General features: G+C 42.7%; 20 protein-coding genes. 12 read left to right on the top strand and 8 right to left on the bottom strand.

Features of this window, described 5'->3' with window-relative positions; all coding sequences use genetic code 11:
• Window positions 1-357 (bottom strand): hypothetical protein (locus tag AACX33_RS24605; protein WP_227789310.1); only part of this gene is annotated, 357 nt, incomplete at its 3' end.
• 279 nt (window positions 358-636) lie between these two features.
• Here AACX33_RS24605 and clpS point away from each other — a divergent pair.
• Complete coding sequence (gene clpS / locus AACX33_RS24600) at window positions 637-918, top strand: ATP-dependent Clp protease adapter ClpS (RefSeq protein WP_193997445.1); 282 nt, start codon at window positions 637-639, stop codon at window positions 916-918.
• An 87-nt stretch (window positions 919-1005) separates the two neighbouring features.
• The gene (locus AACX33_RS24595; RefSeq protein WP_193997446.1) at window positions 1006-1842 is read left to right on the top strand and encodes a CPBP family intramembrane glutamic endopeptidase; all 837 of its coding nucleotides are present in this window, start codon (window positions 1006-1008) and stop codon (window positions 1840-1842) included.
• Between the two features lie 59 nt (window positions 1843-1901).
• Here AACX33_RS24595 and AACX33_RS24590 read toward each other — a convergent pair whose 3' ends face one another.
• Window positions 1902-2879 (bottom strand): GNAT family N-acetyltransferase, encoded by a 978-nt coding sequence (locus AACX33_RS24590; protein WP_227789309.1) that lies wholly within the window; start codon window positions 2877-2879, stop codon window positions 1902-1904.
• 46 nt (window positions 2880-2925) lie between these two features.
• On the opposite strand from AACX33_RS24590, the gene AACX33_RS24585 reads away from it, so the two are divergent.
• Entirely contained in the window at window positions 2926-3861 is a 936-nt protein-coding gene (locus AACX33_RS24585; RefSeq protein WP_193997447.1) for a helix-turn-helix domain-containing protein, read from the top strand.
• Here AACX33_RS24585 and AACX33_RS24580 read toward each other — a convergent pair.
• The 3 genes from AACX33_RS24580 to AACX33_RS24570 form a co-directional block, all read right to left on the bottom strand.
• Complete coding sequence (locus AACX33_RS24580; RefSeq protein WP_193997448.1) at window positions 3858-4493, bottom strand: pentapeptide repeat-containing protein; 636 nt, start codon at window positions 4491-4493, stop codon at window positions 3858-3860. The genes AACX33_RS24585 and AACX33_RS24580 overlap by 4 nt on opposite strands.
• Complete coding sequence (locus AACX33_RS24575; protein ID WP_193997449.1) at window positions 4490-5887, bottom strand: DICT sensory domain-containing protein; 1398 nt, start codon at window positions 5885-5887, stop codon at window positions 4490-4492. The genes AACX33_RS24580 and AACX33_RS24575 overlap by 4 nt, the downstream gene beginning before the upstream one ends.
• Window positions 5888-6007: 120 nt before the next feature.
• Window positions 6008-7600: a photosystem II high light acclimation radical SAM protein gene (locus tag AACX33_RS24570; protein WP_193997450.1), complete on the bottom strand. Its 1593-nt coding sequence runs from the start codon at window positions 7598-7600 to the stop codon at window positions 6008-6010.
• Window positions 7601-8164: 564 nt separating this feature from the next.
• Between AACX33_RS24570 and AACX33_RS24565 the strand changes: the two genes are divergently transcribed.
• The 7 genes from AACX33_RS24565 (at window position 8165) to AACX33_RS24535 (ending at window position 15745) form a co-directional block, all read left to right on the top strand.
• On the top strand, window positions 8165-8557 hold the full coding sequence (locus AACX33_RS24565; RefSeq protein ID WP_193997451.1) for a DUF1830 domain-containing protein: 393 nt from the start codon (window positions 8165-8167) through the stop codon (window positions 8555-8557).
• A gap of 128 nt (window positions 8558-8685) precedes the next feature.
• Window positions 8686-9147, top strand: a complete 462-nt coding sequence (locus tag AACX33_RS24560; RefSeq protein ID WP_193997452.1) for a DUF4079 domain-containing protein — start codon at window positions 8686-8688, stop codon at window positions 9145-9147.
• 689 nt (window positions 9148-9836) lie between these two features.
• Entirely contained in the window at window positions 9837-10589 is a 753-nt protein-coding gene (locus tag AACX33_RS24555) for a response regulator transcription factor (protein WP_193997453.1), read from the top strand.
• Between the two features lie 59 nt (window positions 10590-10648).
• Entirely contained in the window at window positions 10649-12004 is a 1356-nt protein-coding gene (locus AACX33_RS24550) for a sensor histidine kinase (RefSeq protein ID WP_193997454.1), read from the top strand.
• A gap of 28 nt (window positions 12005-12032) precedes the next feature.
• Complete coding sequence (phoU, locus tag AACX33_RS24545; RefSeq protein ID WP_193997552.1) at window positions 12033-12707, top strand: phosphate signaling complex protein PhoU; 675 nt, start codon at window positions 12033-12035, stop codon at window positions 12705-12707.
• Window positions 12708-13399: 692 nt separating this feature from the next.
• On the top strand, window positions 13400-13996 hold the full coding sequence (locus AACX33_RS24540; protein WP_193997455.1) for a Crp/Fnr family transcriptional regulator: 597 nt from the start codon (window positions 13400-13402) through the stop codon (window positions 13994-13996).
• 150 nt (window positions 13997-14146) lie between these two features.
• Window positions 14147-15745, top strand: a complete 1599-nt coding sequence (locus AACX33_RS24535) for an iron uptake porin (RefSeq protein ID WP_193997456.1) — start codon at window positions 14147-14149, stop codon at window positions 15743-15745.
• 68 nt (window positions 15746-15813) lie between these two features.
• Here the strand turns inward: AACX33_RS24535 and AACX33_RS24530 are convergent, their stop codons facing one another.
• Complete coding sequence (locus AACX33_RS24530; RefSeq protein WP_193997457.1) at window positions 15814-16074, bottom strand: hypothetical protein; 261 nt, start codon at window positions 16072-16074, stop codon at window positions 15814-15816.
• Window positions 16075-16266: 192 nt separating this feature from the next.
• On the opposite strand from AACX33_RS24530, the gene AACX33_RS24525 reads away from it, so the two are divergent.
• The gene (locus AACX33_RS24525) at window positions 16267-16869 is read left to right on the top strand and encodes a DUF3318 domain-containing protein (protein WP_193997458.1); all 603 of its coding nucleotides are present in this window, start codon (window positions 16267-16269) and stop codon (window positions 16867-16869) included.
• 24 nt (window positions 16870-16893) lie between these two features.
• Here AACX33_RS24525 and AACX33_RS24520 read toward each other — a convergent pair whose 3' ends face one another.
• Entirely contained in the window at window positions 16894-18603 is a 1710-nt protein-coding gene (locus AACX33_RS24520) for a glycosyltransferase family 39 protein (protein ID WP_193997459.1), read from the bottom strand.
• A 146-nt stretch (window positions 18604-18749) separates the two neighbouring features.
• Window positions 18750-20069, bottom strand: a complete 1320-nt coding sequence (locus tag AACX33_RS24515; protein WP_193997460.1) for a glycosyltransferase — start codon at window positions 20067-20069, stop codon at window positions 18750-18752.
• Window positions 20070-20205: 136 nt separating this feature from the next.
• Here AACX33_RS24515 and cofH point away from each other — a divergent pair, with 136 nt between their 5' ends.
• Complete coding sequence (gene cofH / locus AACX33_RS24510; RefSeq protein WP_193997461.1) at window positions 20206-21348, top strand: 7,8-didemethyl-8-hydroxy-5-deazariboflavin synthase subunit CofH; 1143 nt, start codon at window positions 20206-20208, stop codon at window positions 21346-21348.
• Window positions 21349-21392 lie beyond the last annotated feature (44 nt).

Raw genomic sequence — 21392 nt, 5'->3', positions numbered from 1 at the left:
CCCTGCACCCTGCACCCCTGCTTCTTCATACGCTTGCCAAATTTGGTGAATAAATTGATTAAATTGCTGTTTAGCAGCTGAATCAGGTTCGGTTTTTCGTTCTTTTGCCAAAATTTGGCTCAATAAGGTAATTACTTCTGTATCAAACGCTGGTCGAAATAAATTTACAGGCCAAAGTAAATCGGATGCATCTCGCATATCAGTCACGAGTGGTGATTCTTCGCTAAAGCTGACTAGCAGCAAGGGACGTACCCAGCACAACTGACGAGAAACCACTACTTGGATGACTTCTGTAAACAGATTCCTGTCACTATGGTCTAAAGACACAATTTGTCCTGGTTGAAAGTCTAGGCTCATGTTGACGCAGTTGAGACAGTGGCAAGCCACTATTTTTGTAGTTTATTTAATTTTAAAATTGAAAATGCGCTATTTTTACACAAAAATAATTTAAAATTAGAATATCAATCTTAACCCTGTCAGGTATTGGGACTTTTACGCGAAATCAACTCAACCGAAAAGCATTCCCACACCATCAGGTTTGCATAGGAATGTTATAAGATTAAGTAAATAACTGTTAAGTAACTGCTAAACAGTTATCTCGGTTGTAGTAAATCATCGAATAAAGAGCAAAGAGCCGTGTCAGTCGAAACTATTGAAAAGCCTTCCACGTCCCGCAAGCTCGCGCCTCGCTATCGGGTTTTGATCCATAATGACGACTATAATTCTATGGAACACGTGGTGCAGTCACTATTAACCACAGTACCGAGTCTTACCCAGCCTCAAGCTGTGAGCATTATGATGGAAGCCCATACTAATGGTCTAGCTTTAGTCATTACTTGTGAGCAAGAACACGCTGAGTTTTATTGCGAAACATTAAAAGGTCATGGTTTAAGCAGCACAATTGAACCTGAAGAATAAATAAAAATATTGTCTAGGGAAGGAAGATCAGACAAAGATATTGCCTCTAACTTGTGACTGTGATTTTGTCCTCTTCCTCAATTCCGCATGAAAATAAACCTAATTCGTTTAGCCCAACGCCCTGTACCCATCAGGCTGGGTTATTTTATTGCAGCTTTATTACTGCTATGGTTACCCTTTGCTGTCCCGATTTACTTATTAGTTAGTGATTCTAACTTAGTAAGTATCTTGACAATGGTGGTGTTATATGTTGAATTTATTTTTCTCTTGAAGCTATGGGGGAAAAATGTCTATCAGCAACCCCGGATACTCAAGCAATATGGTTTGGAAATCACGCAGATCAACGCTGTATATTTGCTGAGTGGTTTAGCCACTGGGATAATTAGCATTCTTGTAGTATTCGGGCTACAAGGTTTCTTTGGTTGGCTGGTGTGGCAACAACCGCAGGTTTTCTTGCTGAGAATAATTGTTGAGGGTTTACTTGTCTCTTTGGGTATCGGGTTTGCGGAAGAGTTGGTATTTCGAGGTTGGTTACTTGATGAGTTGGAACGGGATTATAGTCTTAATGTGGCACTTTGGATAAATGCTGTGGCCTTTGCGGTCTTGCATTTTATTAAGCCTTTAGAGGCAATTATTCAAACACTACCACAATTTCCAGCTTTAGTATTGCTAGGGTTAACGCAGGTATGGGGAAAGCGTTGGCGTAGGGGACGCTTGGGTTTACCTATTGGTTTGCATGGTGGTTTAGTTTGGGGCTATTACATCATTAATGTTGGGGGATTAATTGAATATTCTGGTCAAGTTCCTGATTGGATAACTGGTGTAAATCAGAATCCTTTACAAGGAGTGATGGGAGTGGTGTTTATGGGTATATTGGCTTTGTGGATGCGGTGGCGAGCAAATACCAAATCTCAACCGATATAAATTTGACAGATTCCCGAACTCATATTATTTGACGTTTTGCGGCGCGGTTAATGCTGCTATTAATACAGGGCGGAGGGTAGAAAAGCCCCTGCCGGTTCGTTATACAGGCCGAGGCTCATCAACGTTGCGGTCTGGGTGACACGCAAGCCATGATTCAAACACCAACGGAACAGGTCGGCGTTACGCATCGGAACATAGAAGCCAAACTCATCGGACGCTGGAGCCGCTCCAATTAGTGCCTTTAAGTCCTCATTGTTTTCGCCAACAGCGTGGCCGAAGAAGCCAATTTCACTGGCGTAGCCTGATACGCGCCCATCACACTCGACCAGCATTGCCGTACCCCGCCCGACAGCACCCTTTAGTTCGCCCGCCCGGTTATGACCATGAATGCGATCGCAAAGTTGATTACACGCAGCAAGGTCGGCCTCAGTCGCCGGACGAACGGTGCGGCCGGGTATCTTCAAGCCGAGGGGTTGTCCTCGCAGGTCTGCCAGTGACTCGCGCACCTCGAAGCCGAGTTTTGTATACAGGGCAAGGGAACAGCTGTTATGCGCGGCCTGAACAAGCCGCACACCGGCGCACCGTTTTTCCTGTACCCTCTGTAAAACATTTTCCATCAGGCGGCGACCAACCGACCTGTTTTGCGCTGCGGGGTCTACTGTAGTGGGGCCGATTCCGGCGATAGTGTCACCTTCCCACAAACAGTTGCTGCCGATGATGCGCCCATCCTCAGCCTCAGCCACGACCGCATAAACCGTCGGGTCTGCCAACAATTCGCTCAACATATCCGCCCCAAACTCCGCAGAAGGAAAGTCGGGTAGGAAGCCGTGCTGTTCCGCAACAACACGTAACCCTTCATACAAAATAGTGCCACAGGGGAGTGCGTCGTCGGGCCGTCCCGCACGCAAGATCACCGAAGATATTTGTTCAAATACTTGATCCATGATGAAAAACCTTTTAAGTGTTCCGTTAGCAACTTTTTTAAAATACTGAAATTTAATGATTTTTGTCTTGTCAATTCTTGCGGAATAGAACAATCTACTTTCTTCTGAGACAATAGGGATTTAAGCGTTGCTTCTGCCCATGAATCTGCGACCAGAATCTTTATTTCATCCCCCAGAGGATAAAATTCCCCTTGATCAGCCTCCACTAGAAGTGCGATCGCAATGGGGACGCTGGATAGAAACACCGGAGATGATGGTAGCAATTATTCCGCCAGGAAAGTTAGAAGTCAATATTCGCTCACCACTTAACCTTGTGGTCACGAGTTTTGGTGTCAGCAGTGGAATTGCTGCTTTTAATACTGATCGGCTACAACCCTATCAAGCGCTACCAGGAGGTTTTGATATTGTGCCTCAAGGAAGTACCTATAATTCTGTAGAGGATGCTTCTTGTTCTGTAGTGTTTGGATATTCCCCATCTTTTCTATCGCGCATAGTCCGAGTAGAAGCTGAAGGAGAGATGATTGAGTTACAACCTGGCCAAATTCCTAAAACCCATTGGGGTTTAAATGTAGCGATCGCTATGCAAGAATTCTTTGATAATGGACAAGTAGGGGGTGTATTTTATTTAGAATCGGTGGCAACTGCGGTGCTGGGACAAATAATTTACCGTCGTTCAAATTTATCTGGACAACTAAAACGTCCCCCAGAGTTTTTAGACCCAAATATATTAAAGTCTGCTATTGAATATATTAGAGCGCATCTTCCACAGGCACTTAGCCTAAATCACATAGCCGCCAAGGTAGGATTTAGCCCTTACCATTTTGCCAGAGCATTCAAAGTCACAACTGGATTATCGCCCTATCAATATGTCCTCAGATGTCGGTTGGAACTTGCCCAACAACTCTTACAAAATCAAAGTAAATCGCTGGTCGAAGTAGCGGGGGAAGTAGGATTTGGCAACCAGAGTCACATGACATCTGTGTTTAGACGAATGCTAAATACAACCCCCAAGCGTTATCGGCAAGAAATTAGTGGGATTTTAGACCTACATGATCAAGGTTATTCTCATCACTAAGACATTTTTACTACTGTACCGACCAAGCAAGCTTTATCTAAATTTACCCCATGCAAATTTGCGCCTTCTAACTCTGCACAGAGTAAATTTGCCCCGGTAAAGTTCGCCCCCGCTAAATTTGTCCTGCGTAAGTCCGCTTCTTCTAAATTGGCTTCACTTAATAAAGCCCCTTGTAAATCAGCGCCACTCAAGTCAGCACCTTTGAGGTTTGCCCCTGTGAGGTTTGCACCGCGCAAGTCAGCACTGCGTAAGTCAACGCCTTGTAAGTTGACGTTCATCAAGTTTGCACCACTCAAAAAAGCGCCAGCCAAAGAGACATCGCTGAGTTTAGCCCCCATCAAGTTAGCGCCGCGCAAATTACTACCACGTAAGTCAGCACTTGTTAAGTCTGCTTGCATTAAGTTTGCCCCCATCAGGTTCGCGCGCAAGTCAGTTTTTTGGAGGTTTGCACCCATCAAGTTCGCTCCCTCGAAATGCGCGCCTTCGAGTTTGGAACCCTTGAAATTAGTCCCAACAAGGGTAGCCCCGGCAAAATTGATCCGGCTTAAATCGAGCTGAGAGAGTTCCTCATCTTCTAAATTTGCACCTGGGAGTTGTTTGAGTTGTCCTGATTTAATGGCTTCAATATTCATTTGAAGTAATTACTAATCTCCTCACTTGTCTTGCTGTAGCTATCCCATTGAGAATCAAGTAGCCATACGCCGGTGCTGACTTTAGGTGACATCAGAGGTAAGTCTAGCCCTTGCTGTAAACCCATAACTAATAAAGTCAGAGCATCTACAAGTTTAGGGTCAAAGCGGGTTGACTGTTGTTGTCTGCATTCGTCTAAAGCTTGAGCAAATATTTCGGCGCGAGTTTTTTGGGATGATTTGATGTTGTTGACTCGCCATTGGAAATCGGCAACTAAAGCCAAAATTCTCGATTCTAAGGGAATTTCATCCCCTGCTAAACTTGCTGGTTCTCCTGTACCATTCCAGCATTCGCTTTGGTGGGTGATAATTTGGGCAATTGCCCGCAGTCTGGGCATGGTGCGTAATACCTGCGCTCCTGGTACTAGGGGGCAAGTTAAGGGACAATGGGGGGCTTGTTCCTGGTAGCGGGTGGATGTACCGGGAGTCAGGACGCTTTCGGCTTTTTGCAGTGGGTCTATACGATGTAAAAAACCTGCTAGTCGCAATCGTTTAATCTGCCATGCGGGGAGTTCTAAAAGCTGCCCCATGATCTCAGAAAGTGCTACTACTTCGGAGGCGGCCATGGGATTGTTGACATCTGCCATATCCATCAATTGCGCCATTCGCAAAAATGCCTGGATTTCGTTAGAAACCAAGTTGCGATCTAAGGCTTGTTGACGTAGTGCGGTGGGGATGGATAAATTATCCTGACCTGTCTGGAGATAATCGACGACGCGGGAAACAACTGCACTTAAATGTTCTGGTGCGGCTAGACTTGACTTTATAGCATTTTGATGTTGTGAGAGTTTTTGTGCTAAGTCTGGATTGTATTTTTCGATGTGAGCGATCGCTAACTTTGTTGTTTCCTGCACTAACTCTGGTTCAAATGTCCATAAGCCATAGAATTTACGTTCTATATCTGAAGCTGGTATTCCATCAGCACCATAATCAGCCTCTGACAACTCTTGACAAAGTACCATTGCTGTGTATTCTGGTGACAAGATAATTAAATGCCACTCCTGCGCCACTGGATCAGCTGAATTTAATGCCACTAAATCCACGTTAGGAAGTTGGCTGGTGGGATGTTCTGCAAAGCTAGCATCGGATGCTGCCATGATCACAATTTCGCGGCTACACTTAGCGATATCTGCGTATCTTTCGGCTTCTTGCAGATACCATTGACCTTGTTGAAAGGCTGTGATTACTAAGGGTGTACTATTTTCAGTTAAGATATGGTCTTCTAGAGCATGGCACAAAGCAACTAAAGTATTTTTGTAGTAAACCCCAAATCTAATTGGTCTAGTGCTATTGCGGTGTGAGCTTTCCAGCTTTTGTAGTATTGAACCTTCTAACATGGGCTTTCATAATTTGTAATTCGTAATTCGTAATTCGTAGTTGTTAGGGACTAGGGTGAGATTCTAGTAATTGACGGTTTTTCCTCAAGTCCCCAGTCCCCAATCCCTATTCCCTGGATACTATGATATTCCCGCCAACTGTTTATCTTTCTTTTCCATAGGTGCAGAAAGAGCTTCTTCCAAATCGGCACAACCCAATTTTTCTTCTAAGATTTTCATAACTTCGCGTCCGAAGTCATTGGGGTTTTGTTGCCAAGCTTGCAAGCAGACTTCTCCAAAGAAGGAACCAAGGGGTTCAGGATTCCAGAGGAGTTTTTTAGCTGTCCACGGCATTAAGCTCATGGGGTCATACCCTGGTTTAAGGATACCTTCTTTAAAGGCATATTCTTCTAAATGGGTATGGGGTTGCAGTCCAATAAAGAAAATGGCAGGTTCAACTTTATCAGCGCCAAAAATTTGTTCTAGTTCGCGGTGGTAGGCGATGGTTTGGCGAATGGTTTCGGGACGTTCGTCAATGACGTTAAAGGAGTAGTTCACGGAAACCACATCGTTAAAACCAGCAGCTTTTAAGTCACGGCAGTTTTGCAAGACGGTGCGTAAGTTGTAACCCATCCGCATTTTCCGCACGAGTTCCTGAGAACCACTGGTAATCCCGATTTCAAAGTAGTTCATCCCGGTTTTAGCCATCAAATCACACAACTCTGGTGTTAAGTTGTCGGCTCTGATGTATGCTGCCCAATGAATATCTGTCATCCCAGAATCGACGATTTTCTGTAAGAGTTCTACCGCATCGTCCATAAATTTACGTGCGGGGATGAATTGAGCATCCGTAAACCAGAAATTGCGAATGCCGCGATCGTATAATTGGCGGATCTCGGCAACTACTTCCTCTGCGGGATTAATGCGTACTTGTTTGCCTTCAACGACGGTGTAGACGCAATAACAACAGTTGTGGGGACAACCGCGCTTGGTTTGCACTCCTATATAAAAGTCTTGTTCTTGGAGGTAATAGTTAAATTCCGGCCAGATGGTTTCTATATAGTCGTAGTTACAGGCGGTTTTTTCTAGGGGGGTGGGTTGTTCATGAATCATGCGTTGCCGTGGTTGAGTTTCACCGACTACATAGCAACGTTCATCATCAATTTCTCTGCCACTGAGAAGTTTTTCTAGGAGAGTTTCGCCTTCACCCACAGAAATAATTGTGCCTGGGGGAAAAGTTTTACCCAATTGTTCATAAAATACGCTCACTGCACCACCACCGACAACGGCACGGGCATGAGTATGATATTTCTGGGCGCGTCGTAAACCGCGTTTGACTAATCCCTGGTTGCGCCACAATTCCACGTAGTAAGCAATAAAAATTCGCAAACCGCCGAATGCCCCACGTAATTTAATCAGAGGATTCTTGGCGTAATAAAATTCAAAGGCGTTTTGGAGCGGATTACCACCACGTCCACCCACGGGGGCATAGATTTGAATATCACGCCAAGAAAAGACTAGGAGTGTCGGTTTAAATTCATCGATACAGGTATCTAGGGCGGAGGCGTAGTCTAAAGGTGGTACGGTTCCCAAATCAAAGATCCGCTGTTCTATGCCGGGAAATAGCTTGTGGACGTGATCCGAAAGATAGACAACCCCAATGGGAAAGATGGGGTTACACGGAAGGCGAACGTAGAGGATTCGATTTTCCATCATGGATTGTTTAATTTCCATCTTGCAGTTATTTATGAGAAATATAGAGCGATATGCAGTTTAAAGCTGTTTGTTTTAGTTTGCTGTGTTTTTCACAATGATGATTGGCATTTAAGCCTATTGCTGGATTCGGTTAGCCTGCCTTAACAATTGTGGGAATAGTTGAATTTGCTCTGCATCAAAGGAAATAGATAAATTTTATGAGGAGAATTGTCATATATCTTTACCATAACATTGAGTTTGGCTATTCAGCGAGCAACTCTGCCTGTAATTCTGAGGATAGATGCAACAAACAGACCTTCCCTGAAAGTTGAGAAGGTGTGAGGGGATAACTGCCAGACCTCACTTATCTGATGCTTTTATTCTTCAATAAATATCTCAAATCCCCATAGTGTAGTATATTATTTTCGCTGGTATCCGCTTTTTGGTGAAATTTTCATAACTTGAACATATAGTTAACATATATTTAGATATATATAGCGTAGAAATTTTCAGTTGGTAGTCGGAGTTACAGCATCTGGGGATCAGGCAATGTTAGTTTTGCTGGTGTAATGTAAAATTGTGGCGTAAAGCTCCTCCGCAGTTATGGCTCAAATATTAGATCCTCTACCACCGGAGCAATCGGGGAATATCCTTTGTTGCTACGTCAATGCTACGAGCAAAATCCAGATAGCTCGCATCTGCAATATTGCTAACTGGTACTTTGAAAGAGTTGTTTTTCCTGGACAGCGCCTTGTGTTTGAAGCTCCACCACAAGCGCAAATGGAAATTCATACAGGGATGATGGCTAGTGCAATTTTGTCTGATACTATTGCGTGCGATCGCCTGGCTATCAACGAGCCTAGCATTAGTGAGTTTCATACAGACTCCATAGGCATCGACACTATCAGTAAAAAACCAATAGTGCAGTCGATTAATACAAAAATTCAAAATACAACAAAACCCTTAACAATTGCTGGCTTTGGACTCATTGATTAAAAAAAACAATTTTAGATAATTTCAGGGTTGCCAAATTCAGCAACCCTTTTTATTTAGTCATTTGTCATTTGTCATTAGTTATTCGTGACGCTCCCCATGTTTTGCCCTTCCGGTTTACAATCAATGTTATGAATTTGCCTTCTTTTATTTGGTTGTGGAAAATAGCCGCTTGGTCAATGGGGTTGTCGATACTGGCGTATTTGCTGCTAGCACTTACGGGTATTTGGATGTTTCGGGAGAGAACTTCCCAGCGTTTCTCTAGTTTCCCGTGGTTTATGGGCGGACGTGGGGAGATGCGATCGCTACACTATATAATTGGCATCACTATGGTTAGTTTAGTGTTGCTACTGTTGGCTATTGGCATTGTTGGCACTTTCGGACACTTCGGTTCCTTGGGACACTCATCACACTTGGTTGCTGGGTTAATAGTAGTAGTGTTGGTTTTGCTATCTGCTTTCAGCGCCACACAAATTAGCACCAGACGTTCTTGGGCTAGACCTTTACATATTGGTGTAAATATAATTCTATTTGGGGGTTTTACTTGGGTATCCCTGACTGGTTGGATTGTAGTACAAAAGTATTTGCCTTAGAGAATACCAAAAAATAAATATCTTTTCACCTCTGTGAGTATTTTAGTTTTTTCGGGAATTGCTCAAATTTTAGCTGTATATAAAGTTGTAGTTGATTTTCAAGTTAAGCATTATGTCTAACCAACAACCCAATTCCAACCAACCATCTAAGAAAAAACTAAATCAAACAAATAACAATAATAGTAATAATAATAAACGACCTTTCAACACCGGAAAACCTGATAAAACAGACCACTAAGTTGAATTAAACCATCAATAAAGATAGAATTCATTCTCATTTGAAACATCCTCCTGGAGACGTGCTGGTCACGTCTCTATGTTTATTTTGGGTATATGAGGATGACGCAGAAACTCTCGGAAACTGTAATTCCTCCGTGACGCTCCGCGAACTGCGTCCTCTGTGGTTGGTTATTTGAGGATTTAGAATAAAATTTAGTATAATTTATGCTAAGTGAATATTTGATATAGTAAAATAGAGGATAGAAAATCGTCACTGTTAAATAATGAAAAAGCTAGGTTGCTAAAAATACTATTGGCAGCTTGCAATTACAGGTATTTATAGTGTATTGTTATATATGTTACTTTGCCCAAGAAATTAACTTCGGTAGAAACATCAAGCTACTGAAACTAGATAATTAATTCCAAAATGTTAATTGATACAACCAGAAACCTAGATTTTTGTGATATCAATGTATACCAGTGAATCAATCAAGTACTCTACCAGAGCAGAAATCGGACAAACGAGCCGTATCCTAGTGGTAGAAGATGAAGAATTAATCCAAGAGATGCTAGCTGTAGCATTGGAAGAAGAAGGTTTTGGCGTAATAACTGCCCCTGATGGGCGGTCGGCTGTAGAATATCTCAAAAGTTGTGAACCCAACTCTGGGGAACCTCCTTTTGACTTAATAATTCTTGATTTGATGCTACCTCATATTAATGGGCTAGATATCTGCCGCTTGCTGCGTCATCAAGGAAACCCAGTCCCCATTTTGATTCTTAGTGCTAAAGGTAGTGAAACTGACCGCGTTTTAGGGTTAGAAGTAGGCGCTGATGATTACCTGACTAAACCCTTTAGCATGAGGGAGTTAGTCGCTCGCTGTCGCGCTCTACTCCGTCGCCAACGTTTAAGTAGCTTGCCACAAGTACAAGTATTAAAACATAAGAATGTCACTTTAAATGCCCAAGAGTGCCGTGTGCTGGTTCGTGATCAAGAGGTGAGTTTGTCTCCCAAAGAGTTTCGCTTGCTGGAACTGTTTATGAGTTATGCTCGTCGGGTCTGGTCTCGTGAGCAATTGCTAGATCAGGTTTGGGGACCAGAATTTGTTGGTGACAGTAAAACTGTAGATGTTCATATTCGCTGGTTACGCGAAAAATTAGAAGAAGACCCTAGTCATCCAGAATACATTGTGACTGTGAGAGGTTTCGGCTATCGCTTTGGATAATATATTGAGATAGTTGTTAGTTTTTATTAATCACAAAGCAACTAACCACTCACATTCTCATGCTTTTATTGGGATTTTTTCTGGGTTTAGCGGTAGGTATTGGGTTTTGGATTTGGCAACAAGTTCAATTAAAGCGCTACTTGGGGCGAGTACTGCAACCGTTAAGCTCTGGTTCTGACAAGGTAGTGCTACCGCTAATACCTCGTTTGCAGCGCGAAATAGCAACAGTGAAGCAGCAGCGACAAGATTTGCAGCAGTCGCTACAAACCTACCAAGACCTGCTGGATTTTGCCCCACTGGGATATTTGCAGGTAGATGAAGAAAATCAATTGCTGTGGTGCAATCAGCAAGCGCGAGAAATATTGTATCTGCAAAGTTGGCAAGCCGGACAGGTGCGCTTATTGCTGGAATTGGTGCGGTCTTATGAACTTGACCATTTAATTGAACAAACTCGTGATTGGCAGAAACCACAGACAAATGAGTGGGTATTTCACCCGTCTTGTGATGATGCGGCACAGATGCCAACTGTCAAATCACTGAAGTTGCGAGGATCTAGTTTACCTTTACCCAACGGACAAGTCGGGGTTTTTCTGGAAAATCGTCAACCCCTGCTGGATATGAATCAACAACGCGATCGCTCTTTTTCGGATCTGGCTCACGAACTGAGAACGCCATTGACTTCGATTCGTTTGGTTGTGGAAACTTTACAAAACCGTTTAGATCCGCCCTTAAATCGTTGGGTGAATCGGCTCATGCAGGAGGTTGATCGACTGATTAACTTGGTACAAAGCTGGTTGGAACTGACCCAAATGGAAGCCAACCCAACTATGCAATTACATCTAGAAACTGTGTCAGTGCGATCGCTCATTGCATCTGTATGGGAAACATTAGAACCATTAACGCAAAAGCAACGTCTGTCTCTTGACTATTCTGGAGCAGAGAATCTGTGTATTAAAGCAGACCCCGCCCGCATTTATCAAGTTTTTCTCAACTTGCTGGATAACAGCATCAAATATAGTCCTCCTGGTACTTGCATTCAAGTCCAAGCCAAAATATTATCTGCACAAGATACTCATAGTAGCGATGGGCTACGCCCTGCCGGAGGTAATCGCGCTGTCAATATTTTGGAAATAAATCTTATTGATTCGGGAATAGGTTTTTCTGAAGCTGATTTGCCCCATATTTTTGAGCGATTTTACCGGGGAGATAAAGCGCGGACTCATTCTTCATTGCCAGAAAATAATTCTCTGGGAACGATTGTGGGTAATGGTTTAGGTTTGGCCATCGTCAGGCAAATTATTGTCGCCCACGGCGGTTCCATCAAAGCCATGAACGATCCAGAAACTGGTGGCGCTTGGATGCAACTTCAACTTCCTGAAGTTATGGCAAACTCCCGCAGCCAAGACTATAGTTAAGAATATCTTCACCTTTGAGACTATAAGTGTGGAAGCTGCCTTGTATGATCACAATCCCCACCCTAAAAATCCCCAGTTGGCACGTGCAATTCGGCGCTTAGAACGGGACGTATTACGTATGGGCGCTTTGGTAGAACAATCCTTTCGCCTCAGCCACCAAGCACTATTTGCCCGTGATTTAACGGCAGCTGAGGAACTTCCCCGATTAGATAAAAAAATTGATCGCTTTTATAGACAAATAGAATCAGATTGTACGGCAATCATGACGCTACAAGCACCTACGGCTCAGGATTTGCGTTGTTTAAGTGCGTTTATGCAGTTAGTGCGAGACTTAGAGCGTATTGGCGATTATGCTGAGGATTTAGCTAATATTGCCGTTAAAATTTTTCCTTATCCGCCTCATATGTCTTTACCAGACATTGAAAATATGTCTCACCATGCACAAGCAATGCTAGCAACTAGCTTAAAGGCTTTAGCTGATTTGGATGAAGTTGGTGGACGAGGTTTAAAGCACCTAGATGATGCTGTAGACAATGCTTATGACCATGTTTATCAGACTTTAGCCCAGCAACGGGATGTTCCAGGTGTAGTCGAGCCAATTTTGCTGCTAGCACTGGCAATTCGTTGTCTGGAACGGATGGCAGACCATGCCACTAATATCGGACAAAGAGTAGCATACATCGTCACCGGACAACGTTTTTAATCAGGTCTTAGGTATGAGAAATCGGGATTGGTAAATAAATTACCAATCTTTTTTTTGGTTTATTTTTCTGTAAATGTTTGTTTAATTTGCTCTTGTATTATCAAATAAAAGTAGTGTTTTATACTGAGATATGTATTTTTTTAGGCTAAAATCTTGTCTTTTCATTCTTTTGATAAAAATCAATGTTTATTAGAGATGAAAACTTATGTATTAATACGCAAGCAAAGTAAAGTTTTATTTTATACAAAATTTTTGCTTAAAAAAATACAACCATTAAAATTTTGTTAACCAACATACACTTTACCAAATGATTACCTTTTCTTAAACTCGCTCAATTACAGTACCTACAGACAACAGAAAAACTGTTTTTTATCTCACTAATGCAGAAACTAGATGTCATTTAAGTGACACGCCTAGTTAGATTGGTTAGCGATCGCCTAAGCCAGCCTAGAAATTTAATTTTTCTGCTAAATTAGGAGTTTTTGCGGGTATAAAAGTGAGATTTTCGGCGAGGTTTATCCGGTTTTTTAGCTGCGAAACCCCAAAATTTTGGCAAAATTTCGATGAGTTCTGATTCTAATGATCTAAATAATATATGCACGAATTAAGTAGAGATTGAATTTTTCCGTGAGATTTTCCCATTGATTAATTAACAGACCAATTTAGTTTGCACTCTTACAAGTACTTGCATAATGTCTCCCACCAGTCTCACTCCAAACGTATCTAATGTATCGAATGAATCTAGCCCCAGTGGAGAGTTACCACAAAGGTTATTTACGCGCAGAGAAGTAATTCCGCCTGATCAGGATGTATTGTGGCGCATTGAGCGCGGAGCGGTTCGGACTTTAACCTGGAGCGAAGATGGAATATTTATTACTCTCGGTTATTGGGGTGCTGGTGATCTGATTGGCTATTCTTTATCAAAAGTTCAACCCTACCAGATTGAATGCCTAACAAGTGTAGAGGTAACCGTTATACCGCCTCAGCTTTGGTATAGAGATATTGATGCTTTTTTGTCCCACATTCAACATTCAGAAGAGCTTTTAAGTATTGTACATCTCAAACCGATGTCGTTACGTTTGGGGAAATTTTTGCTGTGGTTAAGTGAAAAATTTGGACGTGATGTGGAACAGGGTAAATTAATTGACCTAAATATTACTCATCAGGAAATGTCCGAAGTGTTAAATACTACTCGTGTTACTGTAACCCGGCTTCTACAGCAATTTGAAGAACAAGGAGTATTGTTACGCTATAAGCGGCGAATTATTCTTCTTTCACGAAATAAATAACCAAAAAATATAGTATAAAAAAATGAGAATTAACTTGTGTTAATTAGCAAAAATTTGCTATATTCATTACTGAAGTTTTAAGTGAATTGCCTGAAAAAACAGCAAGTTTTTTGATGGTTTCAATTATTTGGTGTGAGTGAAATTAAAAACATGAAAAAACTACTTTGGAATGCGCTTAAGGTTAGTCCAGCTATTGCTGCAACATTATTTGCTGCTAATAGTGCCTTCGCGGTTGAAGTCAATGAACAAGTAACAACTGTTGCTCAGTTGTCCCAAGAGGCTAATAGCATTGGTCAAGTAACATCTGTTTCTCAGTTTTCGGATGTACAACCTACAGACTGGGCGTTTCAAGCTTTACAGTCTTTGGTTGAGCGTTACGGTTGTATCGCAGGTTATCCCAATTCCACATACCGTGGTAACCGTGCCTTAACTCGTTACGAATTTGCAGCTGGTTTGAACGCTTGTTTAGACAGAGTTAATGAACTGATTGCGACAGCAACCGCCGATGTAATTACTAGACAAGACCTAGCTACATTACAGCGCTTGCAAGAAGAATTTTCTGCTGAATTGGCTACCCTGCGTGGTCGTGTAGATTCCTTAGAAGCTCGGACGGCTGAATTAGAAGCAAATCAGTTTTCTACCACCACTAAGTTGAAGGGTGAAGCTATCTTTGCTCTAGGTGGTGCTTTTGGTGACGAAAGAGTAGGCGGTGGCGACATACAAGATAATATCACTTTCGCTAACCGGGTTCGTTTGAACTTGGAAAGCAGCTTCACAGGAACGGATAAATTGCAGGTTCGTTTGCAAGCTCGTAACATTGCCCAATTAGACGGCGGCAGTTCCTCAAGACCAAATATCACTGGTACCAACATGACCCGCTTGGGCTTTGATGGTGATAATGGTAACAACGTTGAAATTTCTAAAGTTAACTACGAATTCAACCTGAGTGATGCAGTTCGAGTTAAGGTTGATGCTTCTGGTGCTGAAATATGGAATAACACTAATGTGTTCAACTCAAACTTCAGTAGTAGTGGTTCAGGTTCTATCTCTCGCTACGGTCGTTTCAGCCCCATCTATCGGGCATCATCTCCTGGTGGTGCTGGTTTAACTGTGACATTAAATCCCAAAGGAGCTATTAGCTTCACGGGGGCTTATATGGCACCCAGCGCTGAGGACCCTACCGATGATAATGGTCTGTTGAATGGCGCTAACGCATTTTTTGGTCAAATAGACTTCAAACCCAGCCAAGCTTTAAACTTAGGTTTTACCTACTCTCGTACTTATCAGAACCCTGCCAACGGTGTAAATCTGTTCGGTAGCCAAGGTAGCGCTTTTGCTAATAGACCTTTTGGTAACACTGCTACCTCAGCCAATAACTATAGTGTACAAGCAAACTTCAGACCTAGTTCGGCATTGTCAGTAGGCGGTTGGGCTGGTTACACCACAGCAGAATCTGAAGTTGCCGATGCTGATGCAGACATTTTTTACTGGGCTGCCAACATAGGTATCAGAGACTTTGGTAGAGAAGGGAACTTACTTGGTGTGATCTTTGGTCAACCCCCGAAAGTAACCGGTGGTTCTGTAGATTCCGAATCAGATACCTCTTATCATTTAGAGGGTCTTTATCGGATGCGTCTCACTGAGAATATCGCTGTCACCCCTGGTTTGTTGGTGATTTTCAACCCTGAACACAATAGCAATAACGAAACCATTTATGTAGGTACTTTACGTACTACCTTCAGTTTCTAAAATTGGTGTTAGTGAGAAGTTAAATAAAAAGCCCGCCTCAGTGCGGGCTTTTTGGTGGAAAATTATCACTACGTGGGATGATAATCTTGTGAATTTGGCATATCTACTGCTGGGCGATCGCTACTCCATGCCCACCAAACGTAACCACATTGGCAATTGTAAAACTCCTGCCATTTACGACGATGTTTTTCTGTGCTTACAGGCGATCGCCTATTGATCCAAACTTGTACAGCTTCGCGGCTACTGGCGTGACAGCTAGGACAGCAAAACTCGTAAGCGTGAACTGCCTGATCTGTCCATTTAGGCGGAATGGGAGCAAATGCATCCATTTAATCTTAATTGGGAGTTCGTAGTTAAGAATTTAAGTAGTATTATCTCATGTATATGAGAATAAGTTTTTCAACGCAGAGGGACGCTAAGTTAGCGCATACGCCGTTAGGCGTTCCCGCAGGGTAGGTACGCTGAGTTAGGATTTTGGATGATAACTACGAATTACGAATTACGAATTACGAATTATTAGAATGGAGCCAAGGGTTGAAATTCGCCGTTTGTTGGATGTGATGCCTGCTTCTAGTCGAATGACTACCAAAATTGTCAGCAAACCGGAGCAGCCAAAGGTGATTGATGCTATTTTTCCTCTACCTGGGAATCAGGATCGACCGATATATATTAATTTTGATTTGTGGTTGCGCTTGGCTAAACCACAACGGGATTTATTGCTATTCCAGAAGGTTAGCTGGTTGATGGGGGTGAAGTGGTTTAAACCTGATATTTATCAAGGTGTGGTTTTGCTGGGGTTTTTGGCTGGATTGCTGGAATCAGCGCAAACAGATGTGGTGGGTGTGGCTGTGGCTGGGGGTTTAAGTGCGATCGCTTTGGTGCGGATTTGGCGGACTAATAAATCTTCGCAATCAGAGTTAAACGCCGATTTAGCCGCGATCCAAATAGCCCAACGCCGGGGTTACTCGGAAACTGAAGCCGCCCAGCATTTATTATCTGCGATTGAGGCGATCGCTCAGATTGAAAAACAGTCTACTCTGAATTTTAGCGAATTAATTCGTTGCCAAAACTTACGCGCGATCGCTGGTTTATCACCAGTCGGTGTACCAAAAAGTTATCCATAGACATTTGACAGCTATCACTAATAATTATTGACAGTGATAAAGTTCATAAACATAGCCGTTGATGGCTGGCAAATTTTTATTTTCTGCGTCACATTTTTGGACTTCCTCGGCTATGGGAGCATGAAAATTAACTAACCATAAATCAAAGGGTCGTGGTAATTCCTTTAAGGTGTTATCTAGGGATGTAGTAGAAGTATTGGGGTCTTGGTCTTGATGGGCGAGGAGAAATTGCGTATTAGCTTGTGAACCGGAGAATTTTAACTCCCAGGCTATCCCCATCATTTCTCCAGTTTGGACTAAGCTTTTGTGGGTTGTAGCAATGAGAACTGGAAGTTGGGAATTTTGTTCAATCAGAGAAACGAGTAAATCAGGGCGGTAATATTTGCGATAACCGAGATTAGAAGTAACTGTGATCGCACTAATTAATCCCATCAACCAAATGAGGATGACAGCTTGCTTTCCTGTGATCCTCCATTTACCGATGTCTCGATTTTGATAACAAACTGCCAGACTTGCCCCCAGGAGGATAATCACAGCCGGAAAGTAGACAAAATTGTAGCGCGCGCCCCGTGTGAGGTCGATACCCAGAAAATAAGTAAAGAAAAAGAATAAAGCGATCGCTCCTAATACTACCCCAGCTAATACCTGAGTGATTAACCGAGTTTCAGGCTGCTGTAGCTGAACTTTCAGACCACGAACTAAAATCGGTGTTGCCCAAATAAAGAAAATTAACATCACCAATCCAGACGCAATCACAACTGTTAACTGTGGTGCTTCCACTGGTAGCAAGGAAATCATCGTAATCCAGGCGGCTAAAGCTTGAAAAATGGGGTTGATCCAATCTAGTCCCACACGCTCACCTTGAATCCACTCTGTTAAACTACTGCGATAGCGATTCTGTAAAAAGCTCGGTAACCAAACAACAGCAGCGACAGCAGTACCAGCTGCAATAAAATAAATCCGCCACCACAGAGAAGAAAGAAACAGCAAAGTTTTTGTGTGGGTATATTGTTGCCAAGCGACAAAAATCAATACCAAGGCTTCAGCACCGAGAGTCAGAACAAAAAAGTAATGAGTCGCAATACCCAAGGCGTTCACTCCCACCCAAGCAATGATTAGCCAAAGCGGTAACAATGTTCGGTTTTGCAGGTGACGGATCGCAATTACCAAGCAAGTCAGAGAGGCCATCACCCAAATCACAGCTAAACTATAATGACGCGCTTCTTGTGCTAAAAAAATACCATAGGGTGAAACTGCCATCATCGCCGCCGATAATTGCCCCACTAATGCCGAACGAAAAGCTAATTTGCCTAAAAGATAAGCGCCGGGAATAGAGGCTGCACCGAGTAAAGCGGGTAGAGAACGCCCAGCCCACAGTGACACTAAACCGAATGGGTGAGGAAATAACTTCATCCATAAATGAGCCATGACAAAATACAGGGGTGGATGAGTATCTTGTGTGACCATGAGATGAATCACATCTCCAATACCAGCTGTGGGATTTATTTGCAGTGGTTGTAATAAGATATCAGGTGCGATCGCTTGATCTAGAGGTACTGGTAAAAAACTATTGCCCAGACTAAACACCAAGGTAGCAAATTCATCAATCCAAGGAGGCTTGGCGGTCAAATTAGCTAAACGTAAGCTGATACCGATGATTAACCAAATCAACAACAGCAGAGGCTGAAACCAGCGAGCTGAAACGGTAGAGCGCCAATTCTTAGACAAATACATCAATTTTGAGGCAGAATTTTTGTGGGCTAAAGGTAGAAATCAGTCATGTCGGCAACCCCAACAGTGACTTTGATCGCTACACCAGCAACCAGTGAATTTGTATATATTAGACTCACCTTTGAGATTTAAGTTCAATTAAATTTTGGCTATTTCACGTCGGTGACGCGCCAACTGAGTTTTAAGTTCACCCAGAAATTCCAAATAGTCACAATGGCGATCGCTATCAGATTAGCAATGTATGTCTTACGAATAATGAAATAGAACTTCAGATTTAATCCCATAACTGTGAGTGTGAAATCGATGGTGAAATCCCTCAACATAAAGTTAGGCGTAAAGTTAAATACCAAATTCAATAGCAGTACATTCAACACCAATCCAGCGAGGCAAATTAAATTAAATTTCAAAAATCGCTTCAGACGTTGATGCCATTCATTTTGCTTGCTACTGACATCTGCAAAAGTCCAAGCATCATTCCACAAGAAATTATTGAAAATGGCAATTTCACCAGCAATGATTTTACTCCGCGTTAGGGGTAAAGCCAAAGTAGTCGGATCACTGAGTAAATAAAGTATAGCCATATCCACAAACACCCCACTCAGTCCCACCAATCCAAACCGCAGGAATTTATCAATGGGGAAATTGATTTTTTTCTGAACTCGTCCCAGCGCTCCCGTAGACAATCGCAAACGGACTAAGTGCTGTAAATATTCTAAATATTGCTTCCATGTCACCTTACTTTCACCTTGTTGGCGTTCACAGAAGACATAACCAACTTCAGCAATTTGATTGACATTTCCCCGGCCAATTATCTCCAAAAGAATTTTGTATCCCACTGGATGGAGTGTGACACCGGCAATACAGGCGCGGCGCACCATAAAATAACCACTCATGGGGTCAGAAACTCTCCCCAATACTCTAGGTAGGAGAATTAATCCTAATACCTGAGCGCCACGGGACAAAAAACGCCTGATCAGATTCCAACTACTAACGCCACCTCCTTCGACATGACGGCTAGCGACGGCTAAATCTGCGCCCTGTTTAATTGCAACCAATAATTGAATTAATATTTCTGGTGGATGTTGTAAATCTCCGTCAATTACCCCTAGTATGCTACCCTTGGCTACTTGCCATCCACGAATTACAGCTGAAGACAATCCCCGTTCTTGTTCGCGTCGCATGACCTGCAACTGCGGGTATTCCCCCATGAGGGATTGTGCTATTTCCCAAGTGCGGTCGGGACTATCATCATCAACTACTATTATTTCGTATTCTTCTGGGATAAATTCATTGAGTAATTCACTCAATATTTTGACAACATTTTGAATATTGTCACGCTCTTGATAAGTGGGAATTACCAGGGAAAAATAGATGGTTGGACGATCAGCGTCTAAGCTGGAAGGGGGTAATTCAGAAATTTGTAATGGGGTAGTTATTTCGGACAACAAGGCATTTGTTTTTTCACTCATACGGGGCGATAAAATTATAGCAAAAACATTTTTTATGGCGATTAATTTGGTTTAAATATGGATTTTATCAATCCTGATAGTCTGAAGTTTCATGCTAATTTCTGCGAAAATAATAAGAGTAACTTGGTTATCACTGATGCCCTGTAAAACTGTTGATAGTATTTTGGATCATGCCCTTTTGGGGTATGATTTATCTCCCGCCGATGGAGTGGTATTGTTAAAACAAACTGATCCAGATGCGATCGCTGCCATTCGGACTACAGCTGACAAACTCCGCTACAGTCAAGCTGGCAATACGGTAACTTACATTATTAACCGCAATATCAACTTTACGAATATCTGTGAGCAACACTGTAGTTTTTGCGCTTTCCGCCGGGATGACGGTGATGCTGGTGCTTACTGGTTAGATTGGGCGCAAATTGTCGAAAAATCCACAGATGCAGTCCAAAGAGGTGCAACGGAAATCTGTATGCAGGGAGGATTAAACCCACAAGCGCAGATCAACGGTAAGTCTTTACATTATTACCTCAAGCTCGTAGAAACCATCAAGCAGGAATTTCCCCAGATACATCTACACGCTTTCTCTCCCCAAGAAGTGGAATTTATCGCCAGAATTGATGGCATTGCATATGCTGATGTGATTGCGGCTTTGCGGGATGCTGGTGTAGGCTCAATGCCAGGAACAGCAGCTGAAGTCTTAGATGATCAAGTCAGGCGGGTACTGTGTCCAGAAAAGATTGACACAGCCACTTGGCTAGAAATCGTTGGTACAGCTCACAAATTAGGTTTACCCACCACTAGCACTATATTATCGGGGCATATTGAAACTTCAGAACAACAAATTGGGCATTTAGAAAAATTGCGATCGCTGCAAAAAACTGCCATTGATCACGGATATCCGGCGCGCATTACTGAGTTTATTCCATTACCATTTGTCGGACAAGAAGCACCGAAATCATTACGCCGTCGTGTCGGACGTGATCAACCAGTGTTAAATGATGCCTTATTACTCACAGCTGTGGCGCGGATTTATTTGGGAAATTACATCCCTAATCATCAACCAAGTTGGGTAAAACTGGGGCTGGCTGGTGCGACTGAAGCTTTATTGTGGGGTTGCAACGATATCGGCGGTACGCTCATGGAAGAACACATTACCACAATGGCTGGAGCCTTGGGTGGAACTTGTATGGAAGTGGAAACTCTGCAAAGTGCGATCGCATCTCTAGGAAGACCCCACCAACAACGAGATACTCTTTATCAAAGAGTCATTAGTCATTAGTCATTCATTGGGAAGTTACCCTCTTATCCCCCCTGCTCCCTGCT

Source organism: Nodularia sp. LEGE 04288, from assembly GCF_963896525.1.
GTDB lineage: Bacteria > Cyanobacteriota > Cyanobacteriia > Cyanobacteriales > Nostocaceae > Nodularia.
The sequence above is the reverse complement of the archived record's forward strand: the minus strand, read 5'-3'. Positions and strand labels throughout refer to the sequence as shown.

Bases quoted from the DNA above. Each gene is read 5' to 3' on its own strand.
- AACX33_RS24580 (WP_193997448.1), bottom strand. From the start codon at position 4,493: ATGAATATTGAAGCCATTAAATCAGGACAACTCAAACAACTCCCAGGT.
- AACX33_RS24565 (WP_193997451.1), top strand. From the start codon at position 8,165: ATGGCTCAAATATTAGATCCTCTACCACCGGAGCAATCGGGGAATATC.
- AACX33_RS24535 (WP_193997456.1), top strand. From the start codon at position 14,147: ATGAAAAAACTACTTTGGAATGCGCTTAAGGTTAGTCCAGCTATTGCT.
- AACX33_RS24520 (WP_193997459.1), bottom strand. From the start codon at position 18,603: ATGTATTTGTCTAAGAATTGGCGCTCTACCGTTTCAGCTCGCTGGTTT.
- AACX33_RS24515 (WP_193997460.1), bottom strand. From the start codon at position 20,069: ATGAGTGAAAAAACAAATGCCTTGTTGTCCGAAATAACTACCCCATTA.
- AACX33_RS24570 (WP_193997450.1), bottom strand. From the start codon at position 7,600: ATGGAAATTAAACAATCCATGATGGAAAATCGAATCCTCTACGTTCGC.
- AACX33_RS24560 (WP_193997452.1), top strand. From the start codon at position 8,686: ATGAATTTGCCTTCTTTTATTTGGTTGTGGAAAATAGCCGCTTGGTCA.
- AACX33_RS24540 (WP_193997455.1), top strand. From the start codon at position 13,400: ATGTCTCCCACCAGTCTCACTCCAAACGTATCTAATGTATCGAATGAA.
- AACX33_RS24575 (WP_193997449.1), bottom strand. From the start codon at position 5,887: ATGTTAGAAGGTTCAATACTACAAAAGCTGGAAAGCTCACACCGCAAT.
- AACX33_RS24525 (WP_193997458.1), top strand. From the start codon at position 16,267: ATGGAGCCAAGGGTTGAAATTCGCCGTTTGTTGGATGTGATGCCTGCT.
- AACX33_RS24585 (WP_193997447.1), top strand. From the start codon at position 2,926: ATGAATCTGCGACCAGAATCTTTATTTCATCCCCCAGAGGATAAAATT.
- AACX33_RS24555 (WP_193997453.1), top strand. From the start codon at position 9,837: ATGTATACCAGTGAATCAATCAAGTACTCTACCAGAGCAGAAATCGGA.
- AACX33_RS24530 (WP_193997457.1), bottom strand. From the start codon at position 16,074: ATGGATGCATTTGCTCCCATTCCGCCTAAATGGACAGATCAGGCAGTT.
- AACX33_RS24595 (WP_193997446.1), top strand. From the start codon at position 1,006: ATGAAAATAAACCTAATTCGTTTAGCCCAACGCCCTGTACCCATCAGG.
- cofH (WP_193997461.1), top strand. From the start codon at position 20,206: ATGCCCTGTAAAACTGTTGATAGTATTTTGGATCATGCCCTTTTGGGG.
- AACX33_RS24550 (WP_193997454.1), top strand. From the start codon at position 10,649: ATGCTTTTATTGGGATTTTTTCTGGGTTTAGCGGTAGGTATTGGGTTT.